This window comes from Stenotrophomonas sp. 71799_Sma (genome assembly GCF_056482505.1).
In genome coordinates, this window is the sequence record NZ_CM151202.1 from 2,426,001 (window position 1) to 2,447,396 (window position 21,396).

The 21,396-nt window shown below is 58.2% G+C and carries 15 protein-coding genes; 11 read left to right on the forward strand and 4 right to left on the reverse strand.

The features are described from left to right. Nucleotides 1-35 precede the first annotated feature (35 nt). Nucleotides 36-2,000, forward strand: coding sequence for an AAA family ATPase (locus tag ACZK4Z_RS11220; protein ID WP_197577780.1), 1,965 nt, complete (start codon nucleotides 36-38; stop codon nucleotides 1,998-2,000). Nucleotides 2,001-2,168: 168 nt separating this feature from the next. Here ACZK4Z_RS11220 and ACZK4Z_RS11225 read toward each other — a convergent pair whose 3' ends face one another. After that, nucleotides 2,169-2,870 (reverse strand): adenylate/guanylate cyclase domain-containing protein, encoded by a 702-nt coding sequence (locus ACZK4Z_RS11225; protein WP_024956864.1) that lies wholly within the window; start codon nucleotides 2,868-2,870, stop codon nucleotides 2,169-2,171. Nucleotides 2,871-2,872: 2 nt separating this feature from the next. Then, the gene (locus ACZK4Z_RS11230; protein WP_197577779.1) at nucleotides 2,873-3,793 is read right to left on the reverse strand and encodes a TIR domain-containing protein; all 921 of its coding nucleotides are present in this window, start codon (nucleotides 3,791-3,793) and stop codon (nucleotides 2,873-2,875) included. Between the two features lie 133 nt (nucleotides 3,794-3,926). On the opposite strand from ACZK4Z_RS11230, the gene ACZK4Z_RS11235 reads away from it, so the two are divergent. The 9 genes from ACZK4Z_RS11235 (at nucleotide 3,927) to ACZK4Z_RS11275 (ending at nucleotide 14,379) form a co-directional block, all read left to right on the forward strand. After that, on the forward strand, nucleotides 3,927-5,459 hold the full coding sequence (locus ACZK4Z_RS11235; protein WP_043033494.1) for an adenylate/guanylate cyclase domain-containing protein: 1,533 nt from the start codon (nucleotides 3,927-3,929) through the stop codon (nucleotides 5,457-5,459). A 92-nt stretch (nucleotides 5,460-5,551) separates the two neighbouring features. After that, nucleotides 5,552-6,334 carry an E2 domain-containing protein gene (locus ACZK4Z_RS11240; RefSeq protein ID WP_369332838.1) on the forward strand — a complete coding sequence of 261 codons (783 nt, stop codon included), beginning with the start codon at nucleotides 5,552-5,554 and terminating at the stop codon, nucleotides 6,332-6,334. Beyond that, the gene (locus ACZK4Z_RS11245; RefSeq protein ID WP_474752781.1) at nucleotides 6,279-6,803 is read left to right on the forward strand and encodes a Pycsar system effector family protein; all 525 of its coding nucleotides are present in this window, start codon (nucleotides 6,279-6,281) and stop codon (nucleotides 6,801-6,803) included. The genes ACZK4Z_RS11240 and ACZK4Z_RS11245 overlap by 56 nt, the downstream gene beginning before the upstream one ends. Nucleotides 6,804-7,719: 916 nt before the next feature. Beyond that, nucleotides 7,720-7,959 carry a hypothetical protein gene (locus tag ACZK4Z_RS11250; RefSeq protein WP_197577778.1) on the forward strand — a complete coding sequence of 80 codons (240 nt, stop codon included), beginning with the start codon at nucleotides 7,720-7,722 and terminating at the stop codon, nucleotides 7,957-7,959. 720 nt (nucleotides 7,960-8,679) lie between these two features. After that, on the forward strand, nucleotides 8,680-9,003 hold the full coding sequence (locus tag ACZK4Z_RS11255; RefSeq protein ID WP_024956858.1) for a hypothetical protein: 324 nt from the start codon (nucleotides 8,680-8,682) through the stop codon (nucleotides 9,001-9,003). Between the two features lie 375 nt (nucleotides 9,004-9,378). Further along, nucleotides 9,379-10,095 carry a hypothetical protein gene (locus ACZK4Z_RS11260; protein WP_197577777.1) on the forward strand — a complete coding sequence of 239 codons (717 nt, stop codon included), beginning with the start codon at nucleotides 9,379-9,381 and terminating at the stop codon, nucleotides 10,093-10,095. Next, a complete protein-coding gene (locus ACZK4Z_RS11265) occupies nucleotides 10,088-11,938 on the forward strand; it encodes a hypothetical protein (protein ID WP_024956856.1) in 1,851 nt (616 codons plus the stop codon). The genes ACZK4Z_RS11260 and ACZK4Z_RS11265 overlap by 8 nt, the downstream gene beginning before the upstream one ends. A 22-nt stretch (nucleotides 11,939-11,960) precedes the next feature. Then, a complete protein-coding gene (locus ACZK4Z_RS11270; RefSeq protein WP_072167141.1) occupies nucleotides 11,961-13,007 on the forward strand; it encodes an ATP-binding protein in 1,047 nt (348 codons plus the stop codon). An 826-nt stretch (nucleotides 13,008-13,833) separates the two neighbouring features. After that, the gene (locus ACZK4Z_RS11275; RefSeq protein WP_126412179.1) at nucleotides 13,834-14,379 is read left to right on the forward strand and encodes a hypothetical protein; all 546 of its coding nucleotides are present in this window, start codon (nucleotides 13,834-13,836) and stop codon (nucleotides 14,377-14,379) included. Between the two features lie 918 nt (nucleotides 14,380-15,297). Here the strand turns inward: ACZK4Z_RS11275 and ACZK4Z_RS11280 are convergent. Continuing rightward, nucleotides 15,298-19,044, reverse strand: coding sequence for a YobI family P-loop NTPase (locus ACZK4Z_RS11280; RefSeq protein ID WP_154583031.1), 3,747 nt, complete (start codon nucleotides 19,042-19,044; stop codon nucleotides 15,298-15,300). Between the two features lie 312 nt (nucleotides 19,045-19,356). Continuing rightward, nucleotides 19,357-20,070 (reverse strand): hypothetical protein, encoded by a 714-nt coding sequence (locus tag ACZK4Z_RS11285; RefSeq protein ID WP_430370066.1) that lies wholly within the window; start codon nucleotides 20,068-20,070, stop codon nucleotides 19,357-19,359. Nucleotides 20,071-20,236: 166 nt separating this feature from the next. Here ACZK4Z_RS11285 and ACZK4Z_RS11290 point away from each other — a divergent pair, with 166 nt between their 5' ends. Continuing rightward, complete coding sequence (locus ACZK4Z_RS11290; RefSeq protein WP_430370068.1) at nucleotides 20,237-20,992, forward strand: tetratricopeptide repeat protein; 756 nt, start codon at nucleotides 20,237-20,239, stop codon at nucleotides 20,990-20,992. Nucleotides 20,993-21,396: the final 404 nt, after the last annotated feature.

A 21,396-nucleotide genomic window follows, 5' to 3' on the forward strand; every position in this document is an offset into this window, starting at 1 on the left:
ACGCGCACCATCCACGGCAGGAATCAGGGGGCAGCATGAAGCTAGTCAAGGCACGGATCCGAAACTTCCGTTCTGCAGAGGATTCCGGAACGTTCGATGTCGGAGAGCTGACCTGCTTGGTCGGTAAGAACGAGGCGGGCAAGACTGCAATTCTGACGGCGTTGTTTGGTACCCGTCCCATCGCCGACCAGTTTGCTTACGACACGGTGCGCGATTACCCCCGCCGCTTCCTCACGCGGTATGAGGAACGCCACGACGACGAACCCGCACCGGCTGCCACCCTGACCTGGGAGCTCAGCCACGAAGACCAAAAGGCGGTCGCCGACGTCCTGGGTGCCGGCGCGTTAAGTAGTACGACCGTTGACGTAACGACAGATTACAGTGGCCACAGCACTTGGAGCATTCACGTCGATCCCAACGTGGTGCGCGCGTTTCTGCTCGACCAGCACGGTGTGGCAGGCGAAGAGCGGGAGAAGTTTTCCAAGATATTGCTGGATCGACTCGTGGTCGAGATAGATGCGCACCCCGAGCCGTCTGACCAATTGCAGGCGGTCAAGCGGTCCATCAGCGGCTTCCGCAAGGGGAAACCAGTGCTGGCGGCCATCGATATCCTGCAGAAAAGGATGCCGGCGTTCTTCTATACCTCTCACTTTGATCGCATGTCCGGGGAGATATCGCTGGACAAGCTGTCTCGTGACACCCAAAGCGGCGCGACGATCTCCCCGGGTGACCAGATTTTCCTCGACTTCCTCGAGTACGCCGGGACGTCGGTCAGCGAATTGCAGTCCAGCACACGCCTGGAAGAGCTCAACGCACGTTGCCAAGCCGCCTCCAATGAAATTACCGATGAGATCTTCGAGTTTTGGAGTCAGAACGACGCGCTCAGTGTAGAGATAGCGCTTGCCCAAGGCCTCTCCGAGGATCCCGCCCCCTTCAATAGCGGGACTGTTGCCAAAATCCGCATTCGGAATGACAACCACAAGGTTTCGGTGCCCCTGTCTGAGCGCAGCGCCGGATTCGTCTGGTTCTTCTCCTTCCTGTCGCAGTTCAAGCAGATGCGAAAGAGGAACCCCGGTGCGATCATCCTTCTGGATGAGCCTGGATTGACGCTACATGGAAAGGCGCAAGCTGATCTGCTCCGCTACATCATTGAGCGTCTACTCCCCGACCACCAGGTCATCTACAGCACCCACTCGCCCTTTATGGTGCCGGCCGATCGTCTTGCGGACGTTCGCGTCGTCGAGGACGTTGTCACCTACGACCAGCGTCGCCGCCCCACCGTTAAGGGCACACAGGTCTCCGCGGACGTCCTGAGCGTCGATCAGGACACGCTGTTCCCCCTTCAGGCCCATCTCGGTTACGAGGTTACCCAAAGCCTGTTTGTGGGAGCGCATACCCTGTTGGTCGAAGGACCTTCGGATGTGCTCTATCTTCAGGCGGCATCGCACGCGCTCAAGCAACGCAAGCGCCAAGGCTTGGACAGCCGGTGGGTGATCTGCCCCACAGGCGGCATAGACAAAGTGCAATCGTTCGCCTCGCTCTTCTCTGGCAAGGGCATCCACATGGTCGCCTTGTGTGACTACGGCAATGGCGATAAAGGCAAGGTGCAGCGGCTGAGGGAGTCTCAGATCATGAAGACTTCCGGCGTCTTGGTAGCCACGGATTTCACCGGAAAGGCGGAGAGCGACATTGAGGACTTCTTCGCACCCGCCGTCTTCGCCGACATCCTCAACGGTGCCTACGGTCTGAAGGGAAAAGGGCAAATTTCCGCCCGGCAGTTCAGCCAAGACGGTGCCCTGACGCGCCAGGTCAAACAGGCCGAAGCACTGTTTAATGTCATGGGGGCTTCCGTTCCGCCCCTGGATCATTTCACTCCCGCCAACTGGCTCATCCAGAATCAGCACGTGCTGGCCGCGGAAACTACGGCCATCAATGAAACGCTGGAGCGCTTTGAGAAGGCCTTCGCTGAGATCAATGCGGCGCTAGGGGCCGGTGCGTAGATGAACCTCTGCCAGAGCTCCGCAATGGCAGCGGGTTCCTCTCCCGGCGCGCACTCATCGGAGGGCAGGACTCGGCTGCCTGACTCCCGCGCCATGAAATCGGCCTCTAACAGTGCGCCCTTTCCCTGCCATGCTGGCCCTGCGAATGCCGGGTCCGCAGAGGGCGCTTTAGACGCGCCAAGCCCAGTCTGATCCGTGAATGCGGCGACCACCCTGCCGGTTCCAGCGGAACGCCTCCCACATCAGAGTCGGCGGCGTTCCACCGTACTTCAACTCATCAGCCAACCGGATGAACACCTCATCGGTAATCCAGGTTGACGGGGCAAGGTCCAGGTCCGTGAGCTTGGCCGCATGATTGGCCGCGCGTCCAACCCAGACGATGTCGTTGCCGCCTCGAATACCCGTGCGAGCAGCTCGGATTGGGCTGCTGTCGATTCCGACGACATGCCTCACGGTACCTGTCCAGTCGGGGTACTGCTGTTTCAACGCTGGCATGACGATCATCTTGACCGCATAGTTGATTTTCAACCCGGCCTTAGCCGCCGGCGTGGCTTGCCGGTCACCCACCCAGATGCCCATGACACGATCTCCGTCGTAGGAGGTGATCTTGCCGCCCTCTTTCCTGATGATCGTCGCTGCACAGTGCAGGAACGCTTTGTAGATCTCTGCACTCAACTGCCAGGCTTCGGTGTCGACCATATTCGTTGAGCCGTTCAGGTCCGCGTACAAAACAGTGGCACGATCAAACTCCACTGCGTCATTGCCCAATCGCAGATCTTCTGGATCGGGTACAACTTGACCTCTCCGTGTAGACCATCGGGTTTGTGCTATCGCCTGCACGGCGGCCGTCATCTCTTCCAGCAGTGCCACCGTCAGTCCCTCGGCCCAGCTTCGAGAATGCGGGAGCGAATTTGTTCGCATGCCGGTGCAATCAAAGCCCGGGCGTCCGGGCCAGGGGTGTATCGGTAGGGGACGGTCGTGAGCCCCGTGAGATCACTGGGAAGCTTCAGCTTGTCTTCGCGCGGCTCCATCAAGAAGGCGCGCCGACGCCCCAGGAATCCAATGAACATACCCAGTTCAAAGACGACGTTGTCGCGCATGACAGGCCACTCGTCACCGCGGCTGATGACCATGTCATCCGCGTGGGCCACGGCAATGGCAAAGTCTGCCTGTTCCAGCTGGCGCTCGAGCTCGTCAAGTGTGTAGTTGGCGGCGCGGAACACCCCGTGGTCCCATACCACCGTCAGGAACGGGTCGTGCTCGAAGTGCTGTACCAGCAACCGCGTGACAGGGAGCGCCTCCACCGACGACATCACAAAGACCCGGACCTGTCCGCGAGGTTGGGTAATCATGTGATTGCGCTCTTTTAGACGGCGCGAAAGGGTCGCGGCCAGCCGCCGCCAGATGACGGGGTGTGAATCCGCAATCCTGCTGAAATCGATTTCCGGCACCTTTAGCACTACGGTCGGCTCGCGTGCAGTAACAGTTGCCGCCCGCAGTTGCGCCGGTTCGATGGCTGCCATTTCGCCGACGTGGTCCCCAGCCCTTCGGGTATTAACCACTTTGCCGTTGACCAGCACGTCCACGGAGCCGGAGACAATGAAGAAAACGTCGGTCTCTGGGGCGTCCTGAGTGATAAAGGCCTGCTCTGTCCCCACGTCGAGCAATTCCCCGGCCTGTGCCAGCTGGGCTGCGGCCGCGTCCAAGCCGGCCAGCAGGCGGAACTCAGCCAAGGCGGCGATCAGTCGCCTGCCATCATCCGCCGCGAGGCGCTCGACGATCCCAGTCCCCATACTGCCCCCTTGAAAGTGTGAACTGGGTCCCAATATACGCCCAAAGGAGCTGGAATGAATCCGGCTGCCAGCCACGCCGTAGGCGACGCGACCCGCCCGGCCTGGCCTCCTCTTGGGCGCAGGGAGTAGCACGATGGGACACAGCTGGAAAAAAGATCGCACCAAGAAGCGCATTGCCACCCGTTACGCCGAAGTCCGCGACGTGGACATCCGCGATTACAAGCGGGAAACCTCGCTGGTGGATATTCCAGTCAATCGCGCCTATCGCGTCCAAGGGGCGCATGTCTACATCGACATCGTCAATCTGGCGGACATGCTTAGCTGCACTGACATCGAAGGCGAAACCTGCCACAAGCGGGCCCTTCGATTCCTGAATCAGCACTACCGCGCCGTCCATCGCATCCTCGTTGAAAGTGATGCCATCCGTGTGGACTTTCACAACCAGCGGCTGCATGCGGTTGTGACCAAGCCGTACGGCGATGCCAACGAACGCGCCCGGATCGAGCGCGCGGTTGCGATCGCCCAGCTCGCCATCGATGTGCTGGCTGAAACGGGCGACTCGGACGCGCACATCCCCAATGCCCAGGTTCGTGTCGGCATTGACAGCGGGATGGCGTTGGCCGTCAACAATGGTCGTCGCGCCAGCCGAGAACCTCTTTTCTTAGGCTCCCCAGCCAATCAGGCGGCCAAGTGTGCCGGGCATGGAGGGGCTGAAGGCATCTACCTGACGCACGGCGCACGTGCCGTGCTTGAACTGCCTACCTTGACCGGCAACAAGGACCGCACCACTTCGCTGACCGATGCTCAGATTTCCGCATGCGTCGAGGCCGCTGCACTCGGCATTTCCAAGTCGCGCATCATCGAACTCTGGAAAGATGAACAGGCCGAGCTCCCTATCGGCGAATTCAAGTTCAGTCGACCGACGCCTCCGCTTTCTGATCTGGACTTCTCCCTGCTCAGCGCGGCGAACTCAAGGCGATTTGATGGCGTTTCGATCTATGCCGACATTGACGGATTCACCGACTTCGTGGACAAGCACTTAGAGGAGGATCCCGAACATCTGGTTCGAACACTGCACGTATTGCGCTCTGAGCTGGATGCGGTCGTACACGAGGATTTTGGAGGGCGTCGTGTCCGTTTTATTGGCGACTGCCTTCATGGGGTGCTGCTGGAGGGCACGTCACAGACGACAGATGCGCAGGACACGGTCAGCACCGCTGCCCAGTGCGCGGGTGCATTGCGCAGCAGTTTCTCCACTGCCCTGGAGCAACTGAGCGCCGAAGGCGCGGAAGTGGCAGAGCTGGGATTGGCCATTGGCTTCGAACTTGGCCCCCTTGCCATTTCCCGCCTGGGCATGAAGGGGAGCCTTCTGCGGTGTGCCACGGGGCGAGCGGTGTTGGAATCTGAAGCCCAACAACGACTCTGCGACGGTGTGGAGACGGCCATTGGTGAAAATGCCTACAAGGCCGCCAGCGCCGCGATACGGACCGTCTTTACCGACAAGCGAAAGGCGGCGAACCTAGACTATGCCGCAGCGGTGGAGGAACTCGCCGCATCCGGGGACCGCGTGGCGAAGGCAACACTGGAGGCACACTACGCTGAAGTGGCACCCGCAGTGGCTCCTGCGCTCGCGCAGCCGATCCGTCCTCATGTGGCCGCGACGTGACGCCAAGGCCTTTGGAGCTGCTGCAGCGCGTGGCACCGGACTACGGTGCCACGTTGATCGTAGACCCTGTCGGGGGGCTGGTTGGGATCACAGTGGTTCGGGCCGGCGGAGCCGAGTACGCATTTAGATTGCTCGTCTCCGTTGCAGGCGAGCACGTCTCAGTGCGCGAGATCGCCGACCCCGGCATGCTGCCGGGGTTCTGTCCCGATCGGCATATCAACGGTGACCGTAGCTTCTGCCTCGGCTGGGGAGAAGACAATCCGAGCCGGATCCAAGACGAAGCAGCAGCGAGGCATTGGTGGGCCACGGTCTACCAGTACCTGACCTACCAGATCGGCGCGAACGCCCGCCGGGTCTTTCCTGGAGCGGAGAACGGCCGCGCGCACGGTCGTGCTGCGCAGCATCAGGCCAATGCTGAGCAGGCAGCCGAACGACTGGGTCCGGCATTCAAGGCAGATGTGCTCGCGGGGCAGTTCATGGTCCGCAAGGATTCGCGCCCTCAGAAGCGGAGGCTCGAGCTCTGGCACGGCAAACTACTCCTTGCTCGGGTGTCGACGCGCACTGAAACCTTGGTCGGGAGACCCCCAGTCTGCCCATGTGGCCGCGATCCTGACGGTGCGATCACTGCATGTGGCGACCACGCTGCGGCCCTGGTCACTTTCATCTTGGAACAGCACCGATGTGCGCTGGCCGACACAGCTTTCCTTGAGGATTGTGCGGCTGCAGGAGCGCGCTGCTGCGGAACGCTGGACATCTGCGGTCTTCGATCTGCCATCAAACGAACACAAACCGTATCCCTCAAGACAGAGAACTCACCCCGTGCAAGAACCTCAAAATTCTGGCGGCCACCCGCCAAATCAAAGCGACCGCGTTAGTGCCGCTTGGCAGCAGCTGAATTTGGTCTTGGGCTTCTTCTCCCGTGTAGACACAAAACTCTCGGTCGGCCTGGGTATCAACCTGGGCATGCTTGCCATGATCGCGACGCGGCTGCCGAAACTTGATGAACTAACGGCCCTGATCTCGGTTGTGGGCGTTTTGTTCCTTACACCGCTTACTGTTAGCTTCTGGCACCTGTGGTACGGATATTTTCCGGAACTGCGAGGCGGGTCAAATTCGCTCATCTTCTTTGAACGGGTGTCGAGCATGGCCGAGCACGAGTTCTTGCAGAAGTGCGCGGAGCGTACGCTGATGGAGTTCGAGGAAGACCTCCTGGGTCAATGTTGGCGCAATTCCAAGATTCTCTCGTCAAAATTCAGCTGTTTGAAGTACGCGTACATTGCCACTGTTCTGGCAATCGCCCCATGGATGGCACTCATCGTTGTGCTGCCTCCGCCGGCAAAGTGACACACAAGTGGCTTCTGCTCATCCAGTTGTTGAGCCGGAGCCCCGGGCAGCGCTGACAGGGCCGGGCCTTCCGGCCCAAGTCGGCCCAAGGTGAGAAACGGTGCTGGCCATTGCCGGAGTTTGGCCATCGGCTATCACACGCACGTCGCAGTTAGCTCCCTTTCGGAAGGGGATGCCAGCCTAGACGTGCAGCAAACTCACGACGATAGACGGTGTCAATCTGGGGCGGGGCTCGCCGGACGTACTCTTCTGCGAGCGTCGCAGTTTGCCCTGAGAGGCTTGCGAGGTAGGCAACTGCTTCTTCCACTGATGGGACGCGTTGATTTTCCCCGTTGAACTTCGGTGGCAGCGCCGTCCATAGCACAGTGGTAATCCCGCGAGCAGCGGCCCAGTCAGCGAGCCCAGGAATACTCGCCGGTGCTGGACAGCCATGTGTCCAGACCCCCAAGTGTCGCTCCATGTTCTTTGAGGGAATGGCTTCCCGCTCACGCAAGGCTCGCTTGGCGTCGCCCTCGTCGTCGGTACCAGCCTCAACCCAGAAGGAGGTGACAGCAGACGCGGCCGCATGCATGACCAACGTAAGCCGTCCATTGCCGGATTGCCTTAAAAACTCTACGCAAACCGTTGGGCCGTCTGCCAGCCACTGTCCACGAACCGGTAGACCGTCGGGTTGCCATACCAGCGACCCCCAACCAAGATAGGCAATCATCTTGAGCCTCTACTCGACTGCGACAGCCGTGCCGCCCACCACAAGCGGCTCATTTCGTAATCGGTCGAGCCTTTAGTCTCTGCGCTCACCATCCTGGATGCCTCCTCGTCTCAACAAGACTCTGTATTGATAGCGCTACCGCGCCATCTGCCGCGATGTTGCGCTGCAGGGTCCGACGCCGGGCGAGAAGAAGCGCGAAGACGGAGCATGCTGCTGATTGCGGACTACCTGCAAGAGCGGGTGACGCATGCCTGGGAGATAGTCGAACCCGCTGTCTTCAAGCTCAAGTACGAGGCGGGAGAGAACCTCATGCTGCAGGAGCAAGCGGCGTCGCGACGATGCAATCCGAACACCCCGGCACCCTGTGAAAGGAAGCACGAAATGGCTGAAGTACCAGAACAGCTCTTCGGCAATAAGCTGGATGGGACTATCCTGCCCCACCAGTAGCAGGCAATCGTGCAGTGCACGCCCCAAGGCAAAGCAGTCATGCCGTCTGCCCTGCTCATGGGCGACCCTCAACATCACCACTAGTGCCGCCAGGCTATCCAGAGTGCCCAGCCCGCACAAGCCCTCGGTGATCTCTCGTAACCGACGGTCTCGGCGGACAAACATGCCGGCTCGCAAGCTCGCTCCGCTGAACACTTCCAGTTGCACAGGTGCACTGAGCGACATGAGTATTGATTCTCCACAACCGCCAAGTGCCTCGTGGACATTCAGAGCGGCCCAGACCGGTGAACATAGAACCATGCGGGAGCCGGGATAGCGCGCCTCGGCTGCTGCCTGCGTCGCCTGGGACGGGACGTGTTCCGCATGGGCATATTTCACCCACACATTGGAGTGGCAGCCGGGACGCTCCGGGGATATCGACTGTCCGAGCGCGTATGCGCTGGATAGGCCCATTCGGCTTCGCAAGCATTCAAACCACAATCCGACACTGAGTAATCGCAGGCAGTACGGCACGGCTCGGTTGGCGGGAAGTATGCTCGTGCTTGCACGCATGCGGGCAAGTCGCGCCTCGCCGTAAAAGGGTATCTCTTTGAGCGCCATGGCCGTGCCCCTCCCCATTCACCTTTGATGGGTAACGAAACGCGAGTTTGTTACTCCTTCCACCATCCGTATTAGAGGGGCAGAATCAGGAGGACACAAGCGACGGGGTGTGACCACGCCATGACGGAGCGGACCAACGAATCAATCCTGGCCCCGGAACGCCGTGAGATCGAAAGAGAATTGACCTTTCATTTCGGGCCTCTCATCGGCTATGAAAACTTGCCGCGAGCTCTTGGCTATCGCTCCAGCCACGCGCTCCGCCAAGCAGAGGCACGCGGAACCTTGCCCGTGAAGATATTCAAAGTGCCCGGCCGCCGCGGCAAATTTGCCTTTGCGATGGACATCGCCGACTGGATGGTTGGGCTGAGGGCCGCAATCAGTCCGCCGGCAGTATCTGGCACCCCGCAAGATGAAGCGGCTGCTCTGAAGCCCAACCAGGAATGACGCCCCACAACCCAAACTCAAGGGGCCGGGCTTGTAGCGTTTCAAGAACAGACTCAAGACGTCCCCGAAGATGCGCTCGCCGAGCGCCGAGGAGAGTACCAAGAGCCGGAAACTAACATCTCCGAACCCTGGAAATGACTTGCCCCCGTTGGCGCGGGGGCAAGTGACATCTGTTGGAGCAGATGGTGGTGAAACTCAGCCTGTACCCTGAGGCTCACCCTTTTCCTTGACAAAGTCAAGCGACTTCCCGTTCGCGCGGAGGGGTGCGCCCATTTCCTCCCCATCTCATATGGCGGAGGCGAACCTGAATGGGCACCTTGTTCCAATCTCGAGACCGGGCAGACGTTCGCAAGCCGACGGCTGAGGAGCAGGATGATGACCGCAGGAAAAAGCGCGACCGCCAAACCGATGGACGAAGACCGCCGTGAGGGGCATCTGCCCCATTCCCCTCTCGAGCTAGCACGCGGCAAGCGCGACCGCCGCGAAATCTTTGTATTTCAGTCCCCGAAGAATGGGCGGACCGTAACGGTGGCCGACCTGGTCAACTTTTGCCAGGCGCTGATGCTCGAATTTGACCCCCAGGTGGAGATGTATGTTGAGAGGCCGCGTCGAATCACGGTAGGCGAGAAGCGCGACCTTGAGTTGAGCTTCTGGGTCGGGCGGAGGGATGGCACCCAGCACTACCAGTTTGTAATCCCTACAAAACGGGTGGCTTCACTGAGCGTTGGCTTAGTCAAGCTTCCCGCAGATGACGAGCTCATCCACATGGCCTTGAATCAAGGGCTCGTATTGCGACTTGTCCACGAAAACTCTCTGGCATCTCGCGCCAGCGAGGTCGCTGTTGCCTACGAACTACTTCCGCTTGTCTGGGCCAATGCAAAGATCGCGGGGGCCAGGCAGTTGGAAGTGAGGATTGAGGACATGCTCCAGAACGTTGAGCGCCTCACCATGAGCGCATTACAACTGCAGACGGGCCAGGCCCGGTTCGCAGTGGCTTGCGCAGTGGCAAGCCTCGTCTACACCGGCCGCGTACAACTCGTGGACTATCGCCCAGGGGATCCGGATGCCCTCGTGGAGGTGCGTCATGGCTAGGTACGAAATCTATGATCAGGCGACACTCGACGAGTGGTACTCCCCACATCCGGTTGATATTGCACCAGATCATCTCTCCAAGTTCCGCGTGGCCAAGGAAGCACTCACCGCCTTGCTTCTGGGCCGTTCCACCATCACCGCTATATCCCGGAGATATGGAATCTGCCACAAACGCCTGAAGCGCATGGCAATGAAAGCGCCCACGATAGCCCACGATGGCATGCCGCACGGATTTCGCGTATGCATTCCATGGGGCAGTTACTCGACTGAGCTTTCCTTCGAACCCGCGGAATTGCCGCTGGTTCCAGGAAGATTTGCGTGGCACAAAGTCTCCGAAGCTGTGCCGAGTGTTAAAGCCTTGATCGATGGCTTTGCAACCCATCTGCCGCCGGGCCGCCCTCCAAGCGCGTTCGTAAAATTGCACCAACGAGTCCTTGCGGAGCTGAAGCAGCACAACCTGGAGGACAAATTCCCCCTGAACGATCCTGGCAAGGGGAAGCGCTCGCTGCTTGCTTTGCTCAAGCGGCGGCAGTCGGCAGTAGCCGACGTGGACCTTTATGAACCTCAATCGGCATCGAACGCTCCTGTCGCTTTGGAGCAAGCAGTACGGATGGGCCTGTTCGCCAGAACGGAGTTTGACGCGCACCAAATCGATGTTGAATGCAAGATCTCCATCGATATGCCCAATGGCGCGCGTGTTACGCGCAAAGTGTCACGGCTATGGCTTCTCATCGAAATAGAGACTGAATCCAGGGCGGTAACGGGATGGCTTCTCTGTGTCGGCCAGAGCTATGACAATCTTGATGTAGCGCTCTGCTTGTCCAAGTCAATGGAACCCTGGGCTCCCAGGGACCTGACGATCCCGGACCTCTTCTACGCACCTGGCGCTGGAATGCCCGTCTATCAGGCAGCAACGCCGATAGTCACGCGCTCGGCCGCTGTCGCACTGGACAACTTCCTTGCGCACTCGGCCCATGCACTCGAAGCAGCATTCTGCAGGGCTCGGGGAGGTGTGATGATCTTCGGAAAGTCGCACACACCGCGCTCACGACCCATTGTAGAGCAATTCTTCTCGCGCTTGGAACGTGGTGCGCTGCGTAAGATCCCCGGCGGTTTTGAGCCCGCCAAACGGCTGGGGGAAAACAAGATCAGGATCAGCAACTTCTCTCCGGATGCCCATCCCATCCAGATGCACCTTCTCGAGGAGCTCCTGGACGTCATCATAGCCAACTACAACGCGACGCCTCACTCCGCACTCGGACAGATGACGCCGCTAGCGTATCTCACGAATCGCAAAGAGTCAGCGTTTGCGTTTGCGCCGGAAACCTGTGGCCTGGATGCTGCAGATATGGCTTCGACAATCGTAAGCCTGCCCGTAAAAGGCAACAAGGATAATGGGGAGTTGCCCCATGTCACCTACTTGTATGCGGACTACCGATCCCCTTCCCTTAACGATAAATGGGGACTGATTGGCACCAGGATTCTTGCGCGCGTGAATAGGCGCGATCTTCGTTCAATCGTGCTACTTCAAAGTGCCACCGTGCCATTCGGAGTGGCTACCGCGCGAGCGCCTTGGTCGCGCGCGCCGCATGACGAGAGGACGCGAAGGATCATCTGTCGTTGGTCCAAACAGCGCAGTGATTTCTCAATCGCTGGCGTGGAGTGTGCAATTGAAGCCTTCATAGCGCATCTTCGATCTACTGCAGACACGTCCCAACCCGCAGTCGACCAACTTGCGCGCTTGCAGCAGTTGCACTTCGGCCGTCTGCCCGACATTCGGTCCCAGCCAGCTCACATCCCGGTAAGAGTCCCCCGGGGAGGCAAGGTGAATCTTGATGACTAGATCGGACCTTGCGGAGGCCATCATGGCCGTCCGTCGCCTTGACCCCGACCATCCACTTTTCATTGAGTCTGGCTACCGTATCAACACGAAGCCTGTCGAACGCATGGCGGATTTCGTTCTGTACAACATTCAGCAGGGTCATCATGGATGCTCTCTTTATTCAGAGAGCGGGGTTGGCAAATCCACGGCGCAAGACTATCTAGTCGAAACCGACTGGCGCTGGCTCGTGGAGGACGGACGCCGCGCAGGTGTGGCCAGGGCAATCGTCGCAACCTCAGATGCATGCAGGAGCCCGCTGAGCTTCTGGCACGCGCTTTCACATCAACTGGGAATGCCGCGCTGGTCATCGGCCAGGCCTCACGAGCTGAGGGCACGAATACACAATCACATGCGCGCCGCGTGTGGGCACGCCGACGTACGCAGGTACGTATTGTTCATCGACAGTGCTCAACGGCTCACCAATCTTGAGTTTCAGTGCTTAGAAGATCTTGATAACTTGATGAGCAAGGACAGGCTTACTCTCTTTTTGGTCTTTGTGTACCAAAGTGACCAGCAGGGCATCGAGCTTGGCGACATGTGGCAGCACCATCCGTCACATGTTGTTCGCCGGTGGTTTCTGGACTCAGCCCCATTTCTTCCTCTTGCGGCGCGAGATGAAGTCAGGCATGCCCTGTCGCGCTACGACGGCGCAGCATGGTGGCCGACAGAGGACATGCCATTTTCTAGATACTTCGCCACCGACGCATTTGATCGCGGATGGCGGCTGGAATCTGAAACGGAGATGATTTGCGATGCTGTGTCCGCCCTCCGGAGGGAGGTGGGACTTCCCGAACATAGTGGCTGGCCGATGTGCTCCTTCACATCGACCGTGCGGAATCTGCTAACGAACGCTTGGTTTCAGCAGAGTTTCGAACGCTTCACTCCATCTGACGTCCGTGCTGCGCTTGTGCATGTCGGGTACCTGCGAACCGAGTTCATTCGCATGCGCGAGAAGATGTCCGACAAGGCAATCGCCATCATTGAGAAGATACAGAATACGGCAAACCAGGTAGGGGGAAGCAATGAATAGCTCTCGCGCCGTAAATCCTTCTACGCCTCGGATTGTCGGCGCAGAGCATGAGTTCTATCCATACATATCGGGCTACGGCGTGCTGCAGCGGATCGTTGCACTGGGCATGCCAACAAGTGAGCAACTCATGATCATGGGGGTGAGGCGTAAGACTGGGCGCTCCATGCTCCGCCCTTTGCTTCTGCCGGGCCGGGTGCAGGATACTTTTGCGTCAGCCATCGAAGTCCGTGACGTCACAACGAAGAATCTATGGAATCCGGCCGCGTGGCTTCCAGTTCAATCACTTCGACTTCTCGCGGGTAGTGAGCTTCCATATATGCGGTGCCCCGCATGCGCACTTCACGGCTACCATTGTTCACTATTTCTCCTTCCTTCCATCTCTGCGTGCCCTTGGCATGGCGAGAAGCTCATCAGCCACTGCGAGGCATGCGGAAGGACGCTGGGCACCAGTTTTGACCACTCCGGTGGTCTCGGGACTTGTACTTGTGGATTTCAGCCAATCGACGCCCACACAGCGCTACTGGACGTCAGGCAATTTCCCGCTCGTGAAGTGTCGCAGTGGGTGGATGACTACCTTCATTGGGCATCACGCCAGCGGGCAGGCCGAGTGATTCACTTCCCCAGTGATGCGCAAAGCTGGCCTTCAGCTCTGGCGCGCCTGATTGATAGAACGACTCCTATGCCGCCCGTCCACCAGGACGATGGCAATGCTCACGTAAGGTATGAGGCTTTCCAGCCATCCGCTGACGATCCGGAGCCAGGGGCGTTCTGGGGCTGGGCAATGATTGGCGGCAACTCGGGCCTCATGTGCGCTCCGCTCCCATTGATGGCCTACGATGCTTTGACGCGGGCCACTGCAGCGGCATGCGCCAGGGTCGGACTTGAAGGCCTATCTGTCCTGAGCTTCCGCTCAACGCACTACGACACCCAAGGACCCACTGAGGTAGAGCGGCACGAGTCGTTCCTAGCTCCCTATGGTGTTTCTGCCAGCGGCGCGACTTGGCTCAATCTCTCGGTTGTCGACCCGATGGTAACGTTAGCGTGCGGCACAGCGCTGGAGCTGGCCGCTGCGGCCTTTGGTATCGCGAACGACAAGCCGGATAGGTCCCCTTCCGTAATCGTCGCTTCGGTATTGGACAGCATTAAGGGAAGATCCGCCTTGGTCGACGCGCTTGTGTGGGTTCTGGCAACCGCTTATGAGGAAGGCTTGGCGTTGACGCTTGCAAGGGTGTTCAAGCTGAATCCGAAGGATGTACTGCCTTCAGGTGGGTATCCGGTCATCGAGCTTCAGGGTTCCGCCCGTTCCTTGAGAGAAGTCCGGGTCGCCTGGGTGACACCTCGAAAAACAGCTAGAATCCAGCAGAAATCCTAAGGCAGGCAGTTCTTAGCAATTTTTGCCATCATTGGGGCAACGGCACTGTCTCGTGCCGGACTGCGAACGGCAGTAGCCTTCATGCGAGTACGCAACACAAGGGGAGGCTTTGCCGCCGCGTGGGCTAATTGGCAATTCTAATGAACCCCCGGCAGTCGTGGGCGTGTTTTATGGGCTTCCGGAACTGTTGGGCGTTATTTATGTACTTCTGGAAATGCCGGGCGTCTTTGGTGAACTTCCGGGAATATCGGGCATGTTTGGTGGACTTCCGGAAATATCGGGCATCTTTGGTGGACGGAAGCTGCCAGGAAGAGGCTAAGCCCACCCCATCCATATCTTCTAAAATCAATGCGTTAGAGGCCGGGCGTTTTCGGTGCGGCAGACACCTGCGTCCTCAGTCCCCGGCCAAGGATGAGCTTGCAGCATGCTCGAGATCGATCCGCACGACAGACACGCTGGATTTCGCTCTGGCGGATCTTTCGGTGGCCAGTATTGAGTGAGCGCTTGGCCGTCCCCGTGCGAGCGTCGGCCATCATTGGCCGCCATTCTCGGACGATGTTGCAGGCTGGGGATCACTAGGTCATATCGCCGGGTTCCAGCTTGATAACCTTCAGGGGTGAGCATATATCCCCTCCTTAATCAGGCGTTTGGTGGGTAGGGCTTGGATTCCGGGGGGGGGGGGCGTGCTCATGGGGCGCGCACCTGCGCGCAGGCCTCAACGGCACAAGATGGCCGGGCGCTGATGTCGTGTCGACTCCGTTGGTAAATTTGCACTTGCCCGCCCTCCCCTCATCAAATCTTCGGCCTGCAGGCCCCGGAAGGCATCGAGGCCTTTGTTAGAAATGCACTGGCTTGGTTGTTGCAGCCCTTCCAGCTGCCGCCGCGTATGTGGGGTGCATGGGGGGTGTGCTCTGGCGCCTAATTCAGGTTCTTCCTCATGTTGACTCTTACTTTTCCCTTCTTTCCAGGAGTAAGTGTGGACGCAAACTTACGTCTTTCCAAAGCAGCGAGTACAGGGTCAATGTCCTCGCCTGGCGCCACCTCAACTGTCCTCCCCGCTGATAGTCTCGCGAAATCGCCACCCATAGCCTGTAGTAGTGGGGTTACTGCTGGCCACTCCATTGCAGGTAGGGCTGCGGCGAGCAAGCTGGTGGACCATGGCTGCTGGACTCCCTCCGTTTGCAAGATTTCCTGCGCGGCCGCCATTAGGGATCGTGGGAATTCCTTATCCTCGGCAAGTGCCCTCTCAGCAAGGCGGCCAATGACGCTGCTTACAGTTGCAGTGTCGGCCTGATCCATCCTGCCGAATATCCGAAGTGACTCATCTGTAGATAGAGTGCCGCTCTTGAAGATTCGAGTCGCCAGCTGAAAATCCAACTCCGGTTCTTCAGTCGTGAGTCGCAGCTTCTCCCACGCACGCTCAAGATATGATGCCTTTACCTCTAAACCTCGAAGCTGAATGGCATTCCAAATTTCAGCGTTTGGCGCTAAGTGGCCGTTTCGTGCGAGAAGCTGGATGCGGTCATCGCCAGCGTACTCATTTAGAGATGCAGCGCTAACGATTGTGGTCTGCGACAGTAGCTTGAGGACTGTTTCGTCAGTGAGTTCGACTGCCATGACGATCCACTCTTGCACGACCTCATCGAATTCCTCGCCAGTCCATAGAGTCTTTGCCACATCTTCAGCATACGTGTTGACATAGCTTGCCAGGATCGAGTTCGTACTGGCCTGCCCCTTATTGGTCTCCGCATCCGTGCTCCAGTCCACTCGGTGTTCAATGTATGAGCGAACTGTGGCGGCTCGGTCCTCTAGTCTGTCGCCACGAATCGCACTATCCCAAAGATAAGGCTCAAGCTGTTCCAAGGCGGATATTTTGCAGATTGTTGTCTCAAAAAATTGCAGTGCTAGGAGCTTATCTTCTTGGATCTCCTTAAGAGTTGGTAGTACGACTGCTACGCCATCACCCAGTGGTGCCCCTTGCTTGATAAGCTCCTGAAGAACGTCAGGCAGGTGGCTAGCGACATATCGACCAATAGATGGAATGCGATCAGCTGCATATAGAGTCGAAAGCGTTACGGGCGACTTAAGTGAATCTTCGCCCTCGCCATTCCTCGCCGCGATTTCGAGCATCGCAAGAGTTGGGGCGAGTGTTTCGGTCTCCATAAGGGTGGATATCACTTCGGGTTCGGTCTCTACCACCAGGTTGTCAAATCGCACGCCCGATCCCCTCATCCACTCCCATGCTTCACTTTCTGGAGGCAGTTCCGAGGCAAGTGTTGATGCATCGGCTATGGACGCGATTCGGTGCCTGAATCCAGGGTCGGCTCGTTCAACGGTTCGTAGTTGATTGGCATTCAGTGCCCTCAATACCGCTGAAGCGCGGTTAGGTTTCGATGGGTCTGTAGGCTCAGTGCTCGCATTGAGGATGAATGAAAGGATTTCCGGTCGATGATCGTATATGGCTCTAATTAGATTGGCCTCGCCTCCTCGCTGCGCCAAGATATCAAAGGCCTGAGAGAGCCTGCCTAGGTGTGCCAACGCATCCTCCATAATTCGCTCGAAGAATCCGCTGCCGGGAGAATGGGGCGGCTTCGTGTAGATTTCTGCGAGGTGGGCCAGCAGCTCTGCAATGATGCCCCGGCCGCGGTCAATGTTTCGTGGGCGCAGCTTTCGGAGGAATTTAACCGGATTCTTGATGCTGGCATCTACCCCACAGTCCTCACCCTGCCTGAGGGTGAAAATCAAATTCATGTCTTCGCGGTCGATGGCATGGCCGTAGAAGTGGCCCAGATAGTCCGCATAATCCTCGTCCAAATTGCCGGAAACTAGCAGATAGCGAATGATCTCATGCTTTGCTAGTTCTTCGGAGTATCCTTCCTGGTAACCATCAAGGAGCGCTTGAGAGAGTTGAAGTTTATGCAGATCTCGTAGCTGGTCCAGCTTTGACTGAATATCTGATCGAAGATCGGAATCTCTAACTTCAATGATTCGAGAGCGTCGCTCATAGTCCATGTCAGCGAGAGCGCCCGAGAACGAGAACCGATTCCCAACATGACTTGAATTCTGAATGAAGAAGAGATTGTTAGCCTGGGCGATGGCTTGAAAATTGCCGTCATCCAGAAAATCGTTCAGCGTGTAGCGCGTGTGATTCATGACAATCTGCGTTGCCCCGCTAACTCCGGCGAGGGACTCGGCCGCATGCCAGCTCAGTTGACGTAACTCTTTGATGCTGCGCGCGACGTCCTGTTGTTTTTGCACAATCATCTGTTCAATGCTTGCTATCTCAGATCGCAAAGTTTCCGCTCGAACACTTCGCCACTGAGTGTACTCGCTGATTAGCTTGTAAAGAAATCCAGTGCGTTTGGTGAGCTGCCAGTACTGATCAGAGTGTAAGTTTTTGACAACTATCATGGCAAAGATCTTGCTCAACGGTAGCTCCAGATCTTTCGAAAGTACCTCTGAGAAAATATCGAGCTCGTTAACAATGTTCTTGGCCACTCGCATGTCGTCGATGCGATAGGAGATGGTTTCTAGAAGTTCCTCATCAATTTCGGTGGCAAACACCTTGCCCTTTAGGCTTCTCCTGGCAAGGAGTTCGATCATCTTTGCATGCGAGTTCTCTTTATTGATTACCGGGACGATTGGCAGTATTAGATCAAAGAACTTGGTTTTTTCGCTGCCCGCGAAGAGTTCGTCATTCAGCGCGTAGATAAACCGAATGGTTCGGTTAATCTGAGGGGAGTCATTGATGATTGCATTTATCTCGCGCAGCCTAAAGAAGACGTCCTGCACTCCAAATCTATCGAGGTCCTCAATGACAACTATGTCGGTCTCGCTGTTCTGGAAGCAGTAGAGAAGTTCGTCAACATTTTTGTGCAGCACTGAACTATGCTGCATGCTCTCAATGGTTCCGCCTTTGATGGTCCAGCCATCAATATTTAATAGCGAGAGCGATCTGACGATTTGGTAGAGCGCCCATGTGCCAATTGATGCGGCGATGCCGAAGGCGCACCATGCCGGAATCCAACTGAGCTTGTTCGTGAGCCACTGGGTACCTGGGACCTCAGATGGCAAGCGTGCTTGCAAATACAGGTGTGTGACAGCGACGGACGCTATGCTTAGTGCAAGTGTGATGCTCCAGGAGCGCAACTTGGAGGGCTGCGTGATTCGCTTGAGTCGAGTTCTGGGGAGTTTCGAGGCAGGAACTGAGTAGAGCAATTGCTGGACAATCGTCTCCTCAATTCGTTCTACCAGCGCACTAATTTGCTCGGCACTGAGGGGCTTCTTCTCGTCGGCTTGCAGCTGTTGCTGCGTGGGCGCAGTGTCGCCTGCGCTATGGTTGATCACGCCATCCTTGCGAAACGTCGCAAGTGAGACTGCGGCGTACTTGAAGGAGGGGTTATGTTCTTTGAAGGTGCGAATGAGGCTGCTCTTACCAGAACCATATCCGCCTGTGATCGCGATGTTTCGAATCTGCGGATCGGCCATGGCCGCCACGATTTCGTGCTCATACCTTGTGGAGTGCGCCGAATCGAGGAGAACCGGCGTCAGAGTCTCCAGGCGCTGGTTGATCGTCGAGGGGCTTTTCAGTGCAGCTAGAGCCGCGGCGAAATGCTTCCCGGCGGCTCTGACCCTGCTTCTCCACGGGATGCGCGGCACTGTCATACGCAGCCACCAAAGCTGACATTGCTCCATCGTTGACGCGCGTTCAATAGGCGGCTCCCGCCGGCCGAGCAAAGCGTGATCTCCATACCCCTCCATGATAGGCCGCGGCCACTGAGTTGCGGCACCCTTAGTTTACTCTGTCCCCCATAGTCAGGGCGCGCTGGACCGGCCAGGATTTCGTAGACAGCTCAGAGCCATAATCAATGGCCTTGACTGGCAAGTGGCACGGTCTACGGCTACCGCAAGATCATGTGGGAGCTTAAATAGGCCGGCGAGCGCTGCAGGCAGGTCGATTCGGTGCGCCAAGAAGCACTAATCCAGTGATCCGTGAGTCTGATGGGCCGGGGGGGCGCTCGCGAGCCTCCCCTTTACCTCCAACAGTGCAAAGTCCAATGTCTGATAGGCCACCCTTACAGCAACGGCGTGGCCGGCTGCAACGACAAACAGCCCAGTGAACGAAATTGCGGCAGCAATGGCTGGGAAGATGCTCGCCTTCAAAGTGTCCGGTGAAATAGCAGGGGAAAGCACGCGTGCCGTGACAAGCCAAAACAAAGCACCCCAGAGGATGCCAAAGAACACGTTGAACCGCGCCATTCGCTCGGTCGTTTGCGTCTTCACGAGTTGTACCCCGGAAGATAGACGCTCCAACTCCGCCTTATCCTTCACAAATCCCTCGATAGCGACCGCAAGCTTTCCAATAGACTTTGCGGTGACACCAGCAAGGACGGTACGAGTAGGAAGGCCGAAGTAGACGCTAACAACGCTCAGCGAGAGTGCAGCGAGGACCATGACAGGATCGAAAGCCGTCTCGAGAAGGCAGAGTCCAGTCACGAAGACCAACGTGAGGAGGAAGATCCAAAGCAGACGTTTCCAGATAATGCCGAAGCCACTCATGACCAACCATGGGCCGACTAAAAGCTCCTCTGAAAGTGCGCGCAGCCCGTCTTCCTTCACCCGAAGCGGTGGTCGGTCGACGACCGCGTATTCCGCGAGCCTGACTACTGACCGGATCTTCTCAAATTCCATTTCTCCTCCTTTGAATTACCCAGTTCTTTCAAGGCCCAACAGGTCCGCTCTGGGTCGGATAAGGCCCGAGCCAAGTACAGAGACGCGTCACGTCCGATCAACATCCCATTGGCGTCCCACCCCACTCCCACTATAGTGCCAGCCTTTATTGGGACCAGGCGCCAACATGCCCTATATCGGAATCGGACTCCACGTACTGGTGGCCATCTACTTCGCAGTGCACGCCATCCGCTCTGGCCAGAGCCTTTACTGGCTCATCCTGCTCTTTTCATTCCCGCTGCTCGGCAGTGTCGTCTACTTCCTGGCGATCTACTTCCCGGAAGCCCGTAATTCGCGGGGCGCCCGTCAGGCCATCCGCTCCGCCAAGCAGTTGATGGACCCAGGCCAGGACCTGCGCAACGCCCGCGCGGAGCTGTCGCGCACGCCCACCGTGCAGAACCGGGTTCGCCTGGGCATGACGCTGCTGGATGCCGGCCAGGCCGAGGAAGCCAGGACCCTGCTCGAGCAGGCGGCCAGTTCGCCGCTTGGCGACGATCCCTACATCCTGACCGGCCTTGCCCGTGCCCGCCTCGAGTCCGGGCACGCTGCGCTTGCGGTGGAGACGCTGGACGGCCTGTTCGCCCGCCACCCGGACGTGCGTCGCAAGCCGGAACAGACGCTGCTTTACGCGCAGGCACTGGCGGCTACCCAAGCGCCCGGCACCCGTGCCGCGTTCGAGCGGGCCGTGGAATGCGGAAACGATGCGGCCGCACGCTGCCTCTACGCCGAATGGCTGATGGCGCAGCCGCAACCCGACGATCGCGAGCAAGCCCGCAGCCTGTTCGCCAGCATCATCGACGATGCTCAGCACTGGTCGCGCCACGCGCGCAGCCACAATGCCGCATGGCTGGAGCGAACCAAGGCTGCGTTGAAGGGTTACTGACGCCTGTTCGCTCCTGGCGAAACTGTCGCATTCGCCTCCCTTACGACCCCGGCGGGCGGATGCCGACAGTCCGCGGGCATCCAGAGCCGACATCGCCGTTAGCCTTGCAGCGCAAAGATCCGGCCTCGCTGCGCCATATGCAACGATTCTGAAAATGTTGAATGTGGTGACGGCATCGGCCTTACTGCATTGGCATCGCGCACAACCGGGCGTATTTCTTTGCGTGCCACCGAAAACGGGTGGTCGAGGCCTCGAAATCCTCGGTTCTGCAATCGTAAAAAGCGCTTGCCAGTCGGCACCACCGCCGCGTGGTGCCGACTGGCAATCCGTCAGCCGGCTATGGCGGACGGTGCGTGGAGGCCTTGTGCCTGCCGGTCTGATTGCACACCGGATTTCGAGCCACG

Coding starts and splice junctions, on each gene's coding strand:
- ACZK4Z_RS11235 (WP_043033494.1), top strand. CDS start 3,927: ATGGGACACAGCTGGAAAAAAGATCGCACCAAGAAGCGCATTGCCACC.
- ACZK4Z_RS11280 (WP_154583031.1), bottom strand. CDS start 19,044: ATGACAGTGCCGCGCATCCCGTGGAGAAGCAGGGTCAGAGCCGCCGGG.
- ACZK4Z_RS11250 (WP_197577778.1), top strand. CDS start 7,720: ATGCTGCTGATTGCGGACTACCTGCAAGAGCGGGTGACGCATGCCTGG.
- ACZK4Z_RS11265 (WP_024956856.1), top strand. CDS start 10,088: ATGGCTAGGTACGAAATCTATGATCAGGCGACACTCGACGAGTGGTAC.
- ACZK4Z_RS11255 (WP_024956858.1), top strand. CDS start 8,680: ATGACGGAGCGGACCAACGAATCAATCCTGGCCCCGGAACGCCGTGAG.
- ACZK4Z_RS11220 (WP_197577780.1), top strand. CDS start 36: ATGAAGCTAGTCAAGGCACGGATCCGAAACTTCCGTTCTGCAGAGGAT.
- ACZK4Z_RS11270 (WP_072167141.1), top strand. CDS start 11,961: ATGGCCGTCCGTCGCCTTGACCCCGACCATCCACTTTTCATTGAGTCT.
- ACZK4Z_RS11275 (WP_126412179.1), top strand. CDS start 13,834: ATGGCCTACGATGCTTTGACGCGGGCCACTGCAGCGGCATGCGCCAGG.
- ACZK4Z_RS11260 (WP_197577777.1), top strand. CDS start 9,379: ATGACCGCAGGAAAAAGCGCGACCGCCAAACCGATGGACGAAGACCGC.
- ACZK4Z_RS11290 (WP_430370068.1), top strand. CDS start 20,237: ATGCCCTATATCGGAATCGGACTCCACGTACTGGTGGCCATCTACTTC.
- ACZK4Z_RS11230 (WP_197577779.1), bottom strand. CDS start 3,793: ATGGGGACTGGGATCGTCGAGCGCCTCGCGGCGGATGATGGCAGGCGA.
- ACZK4Z_RS11285 (WP_430370066.1), bottom strand. CDS start 20,070: ATGGAATTTGAGAAGATCCGGTCAGTAGTCAGGCTCGCGGAATACGCG.